This is a genomic window from Chitinophaga sp. W2I13 (assembly GCF_050434005.1).
Taxonomy (GTDB): Bacteria; Bacteroidota; Bacteroidia; order Chitinophagales; family Chitinophagaceae; genus Chitinophaga.
The window spans coordinates 2,171,545-2,184,896 of the sequence record NZ_JBNPWD010000001.1; the positions used below are offsets into that span (position 1 = coordinate 2,171,545).

Annotated in this window: 8 protein-coding genes; 7 read left to right on the forward strand and 1 reads right to left on the reverse strand. The window is 43.3% G+C overall.

Annotation, left to right across the window (positions count from 1 at the left end; translation table 11 throughout):
• Window positions 1–152 precede the first annotated feature (152 nt).
• The 3 genes from QFZ48_RS08780 to QFZ48_RS08790 are packed head-to-tail and all read left to right on the forward strand — an operon-like array spanning window position 153 to window position 7,186.
• Window positions 153–2,177: a type VI secretion system Vgr family protein gene (locus tag QFZ48_RS08780; RefSeq protein WP_429061992.1), complete on the forward strand. Its 2,025-nt coding sequence runs from the start codon at window positions 153–155 to the stop codon at window positions 2,175–2,177.
• A gap of 15 nt (window positions 2,178–2,192) precedes the next feature.
• Window positions 2,193–6,068, forward strand: a complete 3,876-nt coding sequence (locus QFZ48_RS08785; protein WP_429061993.1) for a PAAR-like protein — start codon at window positions 2,193–2,195, stop codon at window positions 6,066–6,068.
• Window positions 6,065–7,186, forward strand: a complete 1,122-nt coding sequence (locus tag QFZ48_RS08790) for a hypothetical protein (protein ID WP_429061994.1) — start codon at window positions 6,065–6,067, stop codon at window positions 7,184–7,186. Before QFZ48_RS08785 ends, QFZ48_RS08790 begins: the two co-directional genes overlap by 4 nt.
• A 109-nt stretch (window positions 7,187–7,295) precedes the next feature.
• Here the strand turns inward: QFZ48_RS08790 and QFZ48_RS08795 are convergent, their stop codons facing one another.
• Entirely contained in the window at window positions 7,296–7,973 is a 678-nt protein-coding gene (locus QFZ48_RS08795) for a carboxypeptidase-like regulatory domain-containing protein (RefSeq protein ID WP_429061995.1), read from the reverse strand.
• Window positions 7,974–8,188: 215 nt separating this feature from the next.
• Here QFZ48_RS08795 and prs point away from each other — a divergent pair, with 215 nt between their 5' ends.
• The 4 genes from prs (at window position 8,189) to QFZ48_RS08815 (ending at window position 13,341) form a co-directional block, all read left to right on the forward strand.
• Complete coding sequence (gene prs, locus QFZ48_RS08800; RefSeq protein ID WP_370911232.1) at window positions 8,189–9,121, forward strand: ribose-phosphate diphosphokinase; 933 nt, start codon at window positions 8,189–8,191, stop codon at window positions 9,119–9,121.
• A gap of 107 nt (window positions 9,122–9,228) precedes the next feature.
• Window positions 9,229–9,675, forward strand: a complete 447-nt coding sequence (locus tag QFZ48_RS08805; RefSeq protein ID WP_429043926.1) for a GNAT family N-acetyltransferase — start codon at window positions 9,229–9,231, stop codon at window positions 9,673–9,675.
• A 140-nt stretch (window positions 9,676–9,815) separates the two neighbouring features.
• Complete coding sequence (locus tag QFZ48_RS08810; protein WP_429061997.1) at window positions 9,816–11,534, forward strand: TonB-dependent receptor plug domain-containing protein; 1,719 nt, start codon at window positions 9,816–9,818, stop codon at window positions 11,532–11,534.
• Entirely contained in the window at window positions 11,479–13,341 is a 1,863-nt protein-coding gene (locus tag QFZ48_RS08815) for a TonB-dependent receptor domain-containing protein (RefSeq protein WP_429061999.1), read from the forward strand. Before QFZ48_RS08810 ends, QFZ48_RS08815 begins: the two co-directional genes overlap by 56 nt.
• Window positions 13,342–13,352 lie beyond the last annotated feature (11 nt).

Here is a 13,352-nt window from a genome sequence, read left to right on the forward strand (position 1 = left end):
AAAGATAAAAATAATTTTTAGGTAGGAATCTTAATTAATTTTTCATCAATTAAAATTAATTGCATAATTTAGTTTTCACGTTTGTTATCAACAATAACTTCAAGTTAACTCCTCACCAAAACATATCCTCAACTCTTTCAACTCATTTAGTCATGGCACTGTATACAACAACAACCATATCAGTAGACGAACAACAGTTCAGTCAATTCAACTTCCTGCACCTGAAACAATACATGGACCAGCACCACGAATTTGAGATAGGGATACAATACGATTGGCTATCACAATACGGATCGAATGCGGTTGCAGCAGGCAGGTCGTTACTGGGAAAAGAAATCAGCATCTGTATCAGGCCTGTCGAATCCCCGGGAGTATTCAATCAGTTGCTGTTTAATGGTATCATTACAGGAGTCAATGCCGGAAAAGAAAATAATGGTAATGCCGGCAGCTGCGTCCTTCACGGCAGCAGCCCCACCATATTGCTTTCAGGTAATCCACATATGCAATCTTATGAGCAACTGGCCTTATCATCCATTGTAAACACCGTCATGAAAAACTGTTACCCCTTTGCTGTGCATCCGCAGGTGAATCCCCATTTCACACAACCGCTGAAGTATATTGTACAATACAAAGAAACCGGATTCGACTTTCTTCAGCGGCTTTCTCAGCGTTTTGGAGAACATTTCTTCTACAATGGGCAGCAAATTATTTTCGGTCAGTACAGCTCCCCAAAAAACGACCTGGTACATCAGAAAGACCTGATTGATTTCCAGCTGGAATATAAAATTTCACCCATCCATCAAACGTTTCAAACATATGAATACAGGTTACATAATATAGTAGCGGAAGATAGTTGTAATGCAGCCTCCGGCAACATGAACCACCACTCGTATCACGCGGAATCAGTGAGCAGGAAACTGTATCCTTTTAAAACCAGCTATAAAGTACCACATGTATTTGGCAGGAATGCCGCCGCAGAACTTTCTGCATTTACCAATCGCTTCTATAAAGGACGAATAGCAGAATTGGTTTTCATAAAAGGCAGTAGCAGGAATACCGGTCTGTGTATCGGAAACATTATTGACGTAAAGGAACAGCTATCCGCCCGTGAAGACTATGGTGAATTTATACTTACAAGGCTGGAACACCATTGTAATGGGAATGGCGACTATTACAATACATTTGAAGGTATTCCGGCCGACATAGCAGTACCTGCTATGAACCTGAAAAACCTGCCATATTGCGAAGCCCAGAGCGCCGTAGTAACGGATAATAATGACCCCAAAGGGCTTGGACGTGTCCGGGTGAAATTTAACTGGCAGCAGGGAAGTACGCCCTGGATCAGACTTCATCAACCGCATGGCGGAATCAATAAAGGTTTTTACTTTATTCCTGAAATAAATGAAGAGGTATGGGTAGATTTCGAAGGCGGTAACCCTGAAGCACCATACGTTACCGGCTGCGCGTACAACGGAAAAGCAACTGCTGCCTTCGGGGATCCAATGAATAACATTAAAGCAATTAAAACACGTAGTGGCCACATGATCCGCCTCGACGATACAGATGGCAACGAAAATATTATCATCACCGATAAAGGTGGCAACATGATCACGATGGATACCCAGGGGCAGAACATTTCAATTTCGGCGCCCGAAAGAATAAACCTAACCGCCAAAAATATCGACATTAATGCCACTGAAAATATCAATATAAATGCCGGAAGTAATATCAACCACTCCGCAGGGATGGATATCCTTCAACAGGCAGGTAACTGTCTTTATCAATATACGGTGAACGATTATCAATTAACCGCAACCAATATCACAAAAATAGCGATGGAAAATATCAACCTGCAGGCGAGAGAAATAGATAAACATGCAGAAGAAATAAACATCGACAGCTCCAAAGAAAACATGCAGATAAGCTCAGGAAAGTCAGTCAACATAAAAGAGTACAGAAAAGTCAAAACTATTCTAAAACACCAACACATGCGAAATACCCCCACAGGAGGCATGCTGATTGTCTGCAAAAAATATATAGAAACAGGGAAGAGCATTCGTTGGCATAGTTCAGGAGAACTGTTTCTTCATTCCGGCAAATCAGTAATCATCAACGGCAAACAGAAGGGTGTAAAATTCCATAAAATATCATCAGACATTCATAATCCTGAAAAATAAAATTGCATTAAAAAGATGGCTGATAAACACTTTGTGGTGCAAGGAGCATTATGCAGATGTAATTTCGGTAATACTCCCGCCCAAATACAGGTTTCTGCAAATGCAGAATACATGAACGACGTCAGTGGAAACTCCAAACCAGCTGCAGGTTCCAATGAGATAGGCAATCCCTTCATGCCAGGCACATTTGGAATGTGCATGTTAACCCACAAGCCTTGCACGCCTAACATCATTCAATGGGACAATGTATTGCCCGGCGTTACACTTTCGAACGGAGGGAAAATACTAACAGAAAAAAGCACTGCTGTTTGCGCGGCAGCCGGGGCTCCTTGTGTTTGTATTATCCATCACGGTCAAACAGCTTATGTAGCTGAGGATAGCATTGCGGAAAATGAATCCGCTATTATACCGGCGCTAAATCCCCTAGTTGCCAGCAGTTTGAAGTGCAGGGAAGTTCCTGCCATACGCACAATTACCTTATGTATTGAAAAACGTAACCCTGCGGCAATCTTTACCAGTGAAAAGAAGGAGGAGGTTTCCGTCAGGATCATGGAGCCGTTATTGTTTGAGGTTGAAAGCTATTATAATCATGTGATCCCGGACGAATCAGCGGTACAATGGAAAGTACTCAATCTTCACAATGACGGCAACGACGTGGTGTTAATCGAATCATCCGGCTCACGGTTAACATTTTCATTCGACACGTCCGGGTATTACCGGGTACAGGCCTTCGGAAAAGAACAAACAGATAGCGATGCCTTCATTGATCTATATGCGAGTAACAACACGCTTAAAGAGGAATTCATCATTAGTGAAACACCTTATAAGTCAGGCAACCTGCAAAGTGGAACTCCGGTTTGTGCAGAAGCTGTATACAAGATAACTCCCCCAACTGAAGCAGAAAGAGCGCTGGTGTCTATGCAAGTAACCGATAACAGCAAAAACATAATTGCCATACCCGATAATGATAAAATCTGGTTCACGCCGACCAACGCATCTGCCACTTACGTTGTTTCAGCCATCATGCGTACGGGTATACATCCGCAACAGATCAGTAAAGAAATCCATACCCAAAACAACAGGGCCATATCAGTGAGCAACGGGGCGTCAACACATGTGGTAAGGCCCCGCACAAATATGAATTTCCAGGTTTCACAAATGGTGCATACTAAACTGCCACCAGTACCTGCAGCGGCTATTCAATGGTTTTTAAACGGCCGGCCAGTAGGCATAGGGCCCTACATTACAATCAATGGCGATGTTCATCTTATACTTCCCGGAAAGTATACAGTAGAAGTACGCGTAAATATCATGGAGAGGGAGCGTAATAATATTCAACAAGCCTATTGGCATTTCGAAGTAAAAAACAATGAAGTATTAAAGATACTGGTGCCGGGAGATAGTACTAACTGGGTCGTTGGAAGGTATTATACTGTTTTTGCGCAAACACTAATGGATTATGAGGAAACACTCGATGGTCCTGTTTTCTGGAATCCCTACGGAGCTTATACCAATAAGTTATCAACGGCATCAGCTTCACAGGAAGGAAGCTTCATGATCAGTGCCCGTCTGGGAAATTCCCGGAAAACGCTCAGTATCAGTGCCATAAAAGCCACGCTCACACGTTGGTGTTTTACGGATGAGCAATTAATTTATAGACCATCGGCCGGTTGGCAGGAGATAGTCCGTATAGTTATCAGTAGTCATGAAGCGGCAAATGAAAAGATACCGCTTCACCTGTTGCAGATAAATCCGGCAAACTGCATTCATCATGTAAAGGATCTGGGAGAGGTGGCTTTCAATACGGATGGACTATTGCGACTTGATGTTAGCATAAATAGCCTGAAACCATTATTAACTAATACCAGTTTCGAATGGGATACATTTCGCGTGTTGTTCGCAATACCTTTGTCTGCTAATTGCATCCGGTTTGCTGAAATGAAAACCATTACTTGTGAAGGAACAGCATACTGGGTGCCGCAAAAGCAAAGCAACAAACGTATGCAGGAAAAGGGAGGGTACCTGGAGCTCAATAACAAACGACGTGTAGTATCTGTACACTTTCACGATCAGCGTAAATATCCTGCCTATAAAGTTTACAAATATGGACAGAAATTCAGCATGCTCGTACAAACCGCTAACCTTGCCGGAGAGGAATTATCCTTTCAGATATGGGAAAACCGGTATCAGGGAAAAGATAAACATTGGTTCAGCGACAGGTTGCATATAAATGAATATGGAACCGCAAATGCAACAATAGATTCAAACCAGCTGAAAGCGGGGAATACACTGGAAGATAGTTTTCTCCGCTGCTTCTATGCAGTAATAAAGTCTTCTTCGGATAACTATTTCTATCCACATGAGATAGCGGATAAAAATATCCTGAACCCTGATAATATCAGTTACTACCAGCATATAAAACTATCCAACTGGTTTGATAATTTTATAAACAGGCATTCCAGGGCAAATGCACCGGTAGTACTGGGCGAGCAACTTGAAATAAATGAGCTTAACTCCAGGTGTCCGGCATGCGAAGAGATGATTACGATAGAACAGCTGGCTAAAATATTCCCTCATGCAACAACCTCCTCATTGCAGATTGCAGCCGCCACTTACAACAGGTTTATGGAACAAACCGGTATGAATACCTGCTGGAATAAGGCACACTTTTTCGCCCAGGTGGCTATAGAAAGCGGTGGGTGTTTGAATGTTAAAGAAGGGGAAAGCTTCAACTGGTATTGGGAAGACCTGGGAAAGAACTTTCCGCCATTCAGAACAGCGGCAGGTAAAATAAAAGCGAAAACATGGGGGAGAGCGATAAGAAAACCGGCTCGTCCTGGCGTAACAAAAGAAAACCAACGGCATATTGCTGATTATGTATACGGTCCCGATTCGGTAAAGGGGAAATCATTGGGCAACATACAACCGGGAGATGGATGGAAATTCCGAGGCAGGGGACTGATCCAGCTTACCGGCCGGGAAGCTTATACTTATGCAAACAAGTTTACCCGGAAAGAAAAGGCCGATATTCTTCTTCAACCAGACCTGGTAGCCACAGATATAAAAATTGCCGTACTATCTTCAATGGCTTTCTGGAAATGGAAGGGATTGCAGCTTGCTGCTAATGGCAATACAGAAGTAACCGCTAAAATAAGCAAGGTAGTAGGCCTGGATGCGATTTCAAATGGCAAGAGCTCACATGCTGAAAAGAAACATTTCTTCGACACAAATTCATCTGTCTTATTCCAGGTAAACAACTGCCGGCATCGAAAAATATCCGATGGTGCCTTGAACAGGTATATTGTCAAAATAGATGCCTTCAGCTACACACTGGTGGAACAAAATGTTACCTCCAATCAATACAAATACGACCTGTACAACGCGGGTACACTTATTAAAACATTCTTACTGCAAAAAAACAGATACGGCCTGCTGCCATTCCCCGAAACTGGCCCCAACTGGGGAAGATACGGCACCAGGGATGGAGGAGATGATAATTATATAGCTCCTGATATTGCCGCTCCTTTGTTTGGATTCTTCTATTCGTTACCACAGAATGGCTATACAGATACACTTTATTATAACGATATCTCTGCCGGAGACAAACGGAACATAGGTCATAAAGGACATATTAATGGGAACGACATTGATATCAGGTACCCCGGAAGCTCAAACAGGAAAGGATCTGTATTATGGACGGAAGCAATGGAGACATATGGCAGTGAAAAAGAATTTCTGAAAGTGTTGGAGAAGCTACTCAACATTGCCACTAAATGGGAATTTAGAAACAATTTCGCTTATAACAAACGTATTAATAATACGATTGGCAGTTCTACAATCGCACATCAAGATCATTTTCATCTCGGTCTCAGGAAAAAAATAAAAAAATGAGAACAGTAAATTTAATACTGATAGTCTTTATACTTAGCAATGTAAGCTGTCAAAACACCCAGCAGCAACCAGTACAAAGCATTGGAAAGAATAACGTTATCAAAAAAGAAAAAATGTACACCATGAATATAGACGCCATTAAACGACACATAGAATGGCAATCCCACATAGAATCAACGGAGGACGGAATACCTGCAAGCTATACGTATACAGAGCAAGATGTTAATATCGCTTTACCTATTATTGCTCAAGGTTTAAAAGACAAAGGGTTTAAACAGCTCAGCGATAGTTCTTTTAATAAAGCGCTGACCAATATATTTGGAAAAATACTTAGTCGTAAAAATGACGGAGTCAGGTTTCATAACAAATTCAATACTATTATTGAAGAAGGATACGAAAAAGAAGATGAATATGACTATACAATTGAGAATATCTTCATTTCCATAGAATACAAATTTATCTCGTGGGTTCCTCTATTAGGGGATTTCATTGAATTTGAAGATAACAGCAGTTATAAAATTGATCTTCATCCAAAAATAATCTCACGCAACAAATACCTCTTCAACAACAGCCAATCAGATCTTGCCTATCTTCTCGCCGAAGATACGCTCTTCCTCAAAACACTGGTCAAATCATTCGGCTATACCAAAGAAGAAAAGATAAATACGCTGGCTATGAACGATTACCTGGATCTCGACAATAATCACATGCCTACAGTAGGCGAGATCATCTTTGTAAAAAACGCAGAAGGGGTGTTAGAAATAAAGCAGGAATTACTACAATGGATTTCGGATCATACCCGTGTCATTGATAACGCCTTGCTTCGGGCGCTGGAGCAATACGCCTATTCTTTATATAGCAATACCAATAACGACATATTCGCTAATAATCCCTTCGAAATATTTTCGCTGGATGAAAAAAGAAAAATTGTGGCCTATATCGCCAATATTTATGAACCGCTTCAGCACCAGCTTATGCCTAAAAATCCAGGTATATGGCCGGGTTCATCGGTACTTGAAAATATGCTTAACGAAGACAAAGGGCTGGAGGATTTTCTCAAACAACATCGCTATTTTTCATTGCCGGCCTTAAAACAGGAATTGGAACCAGCTGATTAAAATCGTGGTTTCGCCGCCAGCATACCACATGGTAAAAACATAAATATTAAAAAAATTCATAGCAGATATAAACAATTACGTTGGAGATAACTCTCCGGCGTAACATTATTTAAGGTTCTTTCTTTTCTATCTTTTGCTTCTGATATTCTTCAAACGATTGCTTTATATAAAGTAACAGATCGTAGTCTGAAGCGGAATTTAAAAACTGGTATCCCGGCCTGTATTTATACATAAACGAATCCAGTTCCGGGCTCTGTAGCTTGGTCATTCTTCCCACCAGTTCAGGAGAGTAGCGATAGTCGATGAACTTCTCCTTCTCCCAATAAACCAGCTGTTCATGAAACTGCTCTTTTCTTTTACGCACTTTACTTGGCACTAGATAACTTAAAGCCGTAATAGGGTTTGCCGGCAAGGTTTTAAGTACATCCATCGCCCCTGGCTTACGGTAATCAAAGTAGCGTCCATATTCATCTCTCAGCGCCATAGAATCGTTACGGTAGTTCTTACCCCGGATATTTACCCCCTGCAATTCAAACAACCGCTTCTGCATATATACATCCTGGGAAGCTGACATTCCCGGAACAAGCAACATTTTAGGTGTATAGCTCAACATGGAAAATTCAAGGGTATCTCCCGGCAGTGCCTCAATATAAAAACGGCCATTTTCATTACTTAATGTGCCCGTCATTGTCCTCTTGTTAACAATAGAAACAAAAGGCAATCCCGTTTTGGAATCCTGATCCGCCACCATACCGGACAAACGCACCTGTGCGAAGGTTCCCTGCATGTTAATGAAAAAGAAAAAAAACAGTGCTCCGATATATGCTGTAATACGAATCATGAATATACTAATCCTTCAAATTTAATGTTCCACCCGCAAATGAAAAGTTAAAAAACGGGAGAAATATGAGTGCTCAGCAGCAAAATTATTAATTATCAACATTATAAATATCCCTCTAATCACTTATTTTTACGGTTATCACCCATTATTGTGTAAAAGTCATGCCACAGAAAATCATCTTTGCTACCCAACATTATCAGTATCTGAAAAACAGGATCCTCTCAATTGCAGGCTCCACCTGGGAAAATGGGGAATTAGACATACGTGATTTCCCCGATGGGGAGCATTATCACCGCATTTTGAGTAATGTCAGCAACAAAGAAGTGATTTTGCTTGGTGGCACTATCGACGATAAAGAAACGCTGGAACTATATGATCTGGCCAGCGGCTGTATCCAGCTGGGAGCTTATTCCCTGACCATCATCATTCCTTTTTTTGGATATTCTACTATGGAACGCGCCGTAAAATATGGCGAAATTGTAAAGGCCAAAACACGCGCTGTATTGTTTTCGTCTTTACCCAATACCTCCCGTGGAAACAGGATCGTAATGATTGATCTTCATGTGGATGGTATTACCTGGTATTTTGAAAACGATGTTCGCCCGGTGCATTTATATGCAAAGGAATTTGTAATGAATACGGCCATGGAGCTCGCAGCCGGAGAGCCTTTTGTGCTGGCCAGCACGGATGCGGGCAGGGCTAAATGGGTAGAATCCCTTGCCAACGACCTGCATGTACCGGCGGCTTTCGCGTTCAAACGCCGCCTTTCCGGCGATGAAACAGCTATTACTGCCATTAGCGCCGATGTAAAAGACAAAACAGTGATCATCTACGATGACATGATCCGCACCGGCGGATCTCTGATCCATGCCGCACAATCTTATCGTGATGCCGGTGCCGGAAATATCTTCGTTATCACCACCCACGGCATCTTTGCAGGAAATGGCTTCGAAAAGATCAAGCAATCAGGTCTCATTAAAAAGGTAGTCTGCACAGATACCCATCCCAATGCCATCACCATCAACGACGATATGTTGCTTGTTAAATCAGTCGACCAGCTGATCGTCAATTATTTTCAGTCACAGCACTCCTGATTCCTGTTGGCAGGCTATTTGTCATCCAGACACTTGTGAACCATGCAGCGGTAATTCCTGAAATTGAAATGGCATAAATCGGCCATCTGCAAATCTGACAAATCATTATGCTTGATTTTCGTATACTCGAATACGGTAGTTGCGACTACCACACCATGATTGACCTTCGTAGCGAGGTGCTTCGAAAACCATTGGGGCTTACGTTTTCAGCCGAACAATTACAAAAAGAAATCAATGATATTTTCATTGCCGGCTTTACACAAGGGAACGATCATGAAATACTCGCCGGTTGTTGTATTCTCACTCCTGTCAGTGAAAACACAGTACAGTTAAGACAAATGGCAGTGTCGCCCCGCCTGCAGGGCAAGGGAATAGGCAGAGAAATTGTAGTATTCGCAGAACAATATGCACGTAGCAACGGCTTTGATGAATTAACCATGCATGCCCGGAAAGAAGCCACGGGATTCTATCAGAAACTGGGCTATAAAATCTGTGGAGAAGAATTTACAGAGGTGGGCATTCCGCACTACGAAATGAGGAAAAACCTGAATTAATTATTTTTTATTTTTTTGCTTCTGCAACCCATTGTAGAAGGCGTTTTGATTGTATTGTTATATTGATGGATAACCAATATAACAACAGACAGCATAGGAATCCTGTCAAAAAATTTTGTAACCAAATCTTTCATAATACGATGAGAAGCCATGTACTAGCCTGGTCGGGGCTGTGCTATGCCTTTTTCTGCTATACCTCCAGCAGCGCATACGCAAAACCCGAAGGGTATCTCACAGCAAAACAGCTGCAAGCTGATACCACCGTTCCGGTAGTGATTAAACCCGCTGCTGCTGATACCAGTGTTAAACCTAAACAGGATACCACTGCTCCGGTAGTCATTAAACCTGCTGCTACCGATTCCACTGTTAAACCGAAACAGGATACTTCCAAACCAGTAACCGATACCGCCAAAACGGCTGTAGCAAAACCTAAAGAGGATACCGCACTCATCCTTCCCCCGGACTCAGCTACGGCCAAAAGCGAAGTTGGAAAATTCCAGCTTACAGGAACAGTGAAAGATGATAAAGGAACTCCTATTCCCGGCGCCGTTATCCGGAATAAAACATCTAAACTAAACGCACAGTCAGACCCAACTGGTCAATACACCATTAAGGCGGCCGTACGCGATACTATACTCGTCACAGCTCCTACTTTCGGTGAACAGTCTATCCCGGTAGAAAAAAGAGGTGAACTCGATGTTACCCTGGTTCCCTCCAATGCTACCAAAAAAGTTTTGGGAGAAGTAGTAGTCACGGCCCTAGGCATTAAAAAGAATCCCCGCTCCGTAGGTTATGCCATACAGGAAGTAAGCGGTAATGCCGTACAGGAAGCAAAAGAAGTAAACTTTGTAAACGCCCTTACAGGAAAAGTTCCCGGTGTGCAAATCAGCTCTAACACAGGTTCCATGGGCGGTGCCAGCAAAATCACCATCCGTGGGGTAAAATCCATCCTGGGTGATAACAATGCCTTCTTTGTACTGGATGGTGTACCGATGATCAATAACGTAACAAACGATCCCGGACAGCAAAACGGTGGCGGCGGTTACGACTACGGTAGCCCTATGCAGGATATCAACCCGGAAGACATTGAAAACATCTCTGTCCTCAAAGGCGCAGCTGCAACCGCCCTCTACGGAAGCCGCGGTGCCAACGGCGTTCTCCAGATAACCACCAAGAAACGCCCGGATACCGAAAAAGGAATCGGGGTTACCTATAGCCTCAACGCCCAGGTAGACCAGGTAGCTGTACTCCCCGATTATCAAAATACTTACGGCGGCGGTAGTGCAGGAAAATTTGATACCCTCTATTACAATCAGCATCCGGAAGGCTTCCTCAATGAACAAAGCGCTACCTACGACGACAACAACGGCAAAGGACGCTACGACCTGATGCCACAATATGCAGTGGATGAATCATGGGGACCCAAACTGAACGGACAAATAATTCGCCCTTATTGGTCATGGGATAAGGATAAAAAAAATCCATACTTCGGCAAAACTGATACCTGGTCACCACATCCAAATAATGTAAAAGACTTCTATAAAACAGGTTTTACACTTACCAACAATATATCAATGGCAGGCAGCGACGATAAAGGAAGTTTCCGCTTGTCGTATGGTAACATGGATCAAACCTTCGTACTCCCCAACGCCACCAACAAAAGAAACAACCTCTCTTTCAATGGTAGCTATGAATTAACAAAGGGAGTAAAAGCCGTAGCCTCCATGAACTACACCTCCTTAAAAGTAAAAGGCCGTCCAGGTACCGGCTTTAACCGGTCCCAATCCTACATTGCAGTTCACGATGTATGGTCAGCGCCAGCTCGATCTGGAAATGGAGAAAAGATACAAGTACGATGACGGTTCCCAGATCACCTGGAACCGCCGGTCATGGGACGATCCAACTGTCTCCTCCAGCAATGGACCATACTGGAACCGTTATATGGATTACGAAACAGATAGCCGCAACAGGCTCTTCGGATCTGCCGGACTGGATATAGACGCCACAAAATGGCTCTCCTTCTCCGGTCGCGTATTCATGGACGACTATAGTACACTCGAAGAAGAAAGAACAGCAAAAGATTATGCAATAGGAGGATATATCAAACGCGTGAGAAGTAACCGCGAAATGAACTATCAGTTAACAGCAGATATCAAAAAAGATTTCGGTACCGACTTCCAGCTGAATGCAACAGTTGGTGGAAACGTGATGCATCGTAAATGGACCGTTACCGGCGGAAGCGTCGTGGGTGGATTGATCACTAAAGATGTGTACAACCTGCTCAACTCTGCGCAACCCGCTCAGGCCATTGATCAGTACTACGAAAAACAGATCAACTCCGTCTTTGCTACTGCCAACCTGGGATATAAGAACCTGCTGTTCCTCGACCTCACGGGTCGTAGCGACTGGTCCTCTACCCTGGTAAAAGGTAATAACCAATATTTCTATCCATCGGCTTCCCTTTCCTTTGTTTTCTCAGACCTGTTGAAAGAATGGAAATGGCTGTCATTTGGTAAATTAAGAGGTAGCCTCGCTGCGGTAGGTAATGATGCCGATCCGTACCGGATTTACAACACATACGACTTCATTCCTCCTTTCGGCAGCAATCCGGTTATCCAGTTCTCTCCAACATTATACAACGAAGACCTGAAACCTGAACGTACCACGGAAGTGGAAACAGGCGTGGAATTGAAATTCCTGGACAACCGTATTGGTGTTGATTTCACCTACTACAGACGCGTTACCAAGGATCAGATCATCACACTGGCACTGCCTACAGCCACCGGTTTCACAGGAGCCTACGTAAATGGTGGTAGCGTGGAAAATAAAGGTATTGAAATAGGGCTGAACCTGAACCCCATCCGCCTGAAAAATGGCTTCCGTTGGGATATCAGCGCCAACCTCGCACGCAACCGGAACAAGGTGCTCAACCTGGATATTGCACAGTACAATACATCACTGGACTTCCTGACAATCGGCACCGACCGCCGTACACAGAAGGTATCGGTGGTAGGACAAGTAGGAGAGCCGCTGGGAACTATCCGCGGTACCGATTATACTTACCTTAACGGCCAGAAAGTAGTAGATGCGCTCGGACGTTATGTGCCCAGTGAAATCAAACCTATCGGTAACGCCTATCCCGACTATGTAGGCGGTGTTACCAACACCTTTACTTATAAAGGTATTTACCTGTCTGCACTGGTTGATTTCCAACACGGCGGCGATTTCTTCTCCTATACTAACCTATACGGAAATAAATCCGGTCTGCTGGAAACCACTGTAGAAAATGGTATCCGTGAAAATGGTATCGTCGTTCCGGGTGTTACAGCAGATGGCCACGCCAATACAACAAACATCAGTGCACAGGATCACTTCAATTACAACGGTGGAAATGTGATCAGCAAGGCCAACCTGTATGATGCCAGCTATATCTACCTGAGAGAGGCCAAAATCGGTTACAATCTGCCGGAATCATGGTATAAGAAAATAGGAGCCCAGGCCGCCCGCCTTTCTCTCTATGGCCGTAACCTCTGGTTAATTAAATCAAATGCGCCGAATGTAGATCCATCCAATATCCTCAATTCCGCTTCCAACGTGCAGGGAATTGAAGGTGGTGCGCTGCCATCACTCCGGTCTTATGGATTAAACCTGAATGTATCATTCTAAATTTTGTGAAG

Bases quoted from the DNA above. Each gene is read 5' to 3' on its own strand.
- QFZ48_RS08810 (WP_429061997.1), top strand. From the start codon at position 9,816: ATGAGAAGCCATGTACTAGCCTGGTCGGGGCTGTGCTATGCCTTTTTC.
- prs (WP_370911232.1), top strand. From the start codon at position 8,189: ATGCCACAGAAAATCATCTTTGCTACCCAACATTATCAGTATCTGAAA.
- QFZ48_RS08795 (WP_429061995.1), bottom strand. From the start codon at position 7,973: ATGCAGGGAACCTTCGCACAGGTGCGTTTGTCCGGTATGGTGGCGGAT.
- QFZ48_RS08785 (WP_429061993.1), top strand. From the start codon at position 2,193: ATGGCTGATAAACACTTTGTGGTGCAAGGAGCATTATGCAGATGTAAT.
- QFZ48_RS08805 (WP_429043926.1), top strand. From the start codon at position 9,229: ATGCTTGATTTTCGTATACTCGAATACGGTAGTTGCGACTACCACACC.
- QFZ48_RS08815 (WP_429061999.1), top strand. From the start codon at position 11,479: ATGTATGGTCAGCGCCAGCTCGATCTGGAAATGGAGAAAAGATACAAG.
- QFZ48_RS08780 (WP_429061992.1), top strand. From the start codon at position 153: ATGGCACTGTATACAACAACAACCATATCAGTAGACGAACAACAGTTC.
- QFZ48_RS08790 (WP_429061994.1), top strand. From the start codon at position 6,065: ATGAGAACAGTAAATTTAATACTGATAGTCTTTATACTTAGCAATGTA.